The 383-nt window shown below is 33.2% G+C and carries 1 pseudogene; it reads right to left on the minus strand.

The features are described 5' to 3' along the window. Positions 1 to 251: pseudogene (locus tag VSQ61_RS22765) on the minus strand (IS4 family transposase); the annotation flags it as partial. Positions 252 to 383: the final 132 nt, after the last annotated feature.

Genomic DNA, 383 nt, shown 5'->3' on the forward strand with positions numbered 1-383 from the left:
ATGAATCGGTACACAGTATCCTTTGCAAACCCAGGAGAATTTTTTCCGGTAATCAGACTCATGTACATACTTCTATTAGAGAAAATCAGCAAAAAAAGATACTGAAAAATCTCAACAGCAGGAATTCCTTTTTTCTTATAAGCGTTAGATGCCTTCAATGCAGAAGAAATATGGAATCTTGTAAAAAATCTTTTGATAGATTTCGAAATCTGATTATCATTCTGGTTTACTTGTGTTATACTTTTATTCATAGCATGAGCCTCCGGTTTAATTGTTTTTCGACAACTCAATTATACCAAACCAGACGGTTTCATGCTATTTTATTGCCAGTTTTTATTGAATTTTCAAGGTGCATCTGTGCTTATTCAAATGCGAAGTTTGAG

Origin of the sequence: Candidatus Merdisoma sp. JLR.KK006 (genome assembly GCF_036941035.1) — a bacterium.
In the GTDB taxonomy this organism is placed as follows: domain Bacteria; phylum Bacillota; class Clostridia; order Lachnospirales; family Lachnospiraceae; genus Laedolimicola.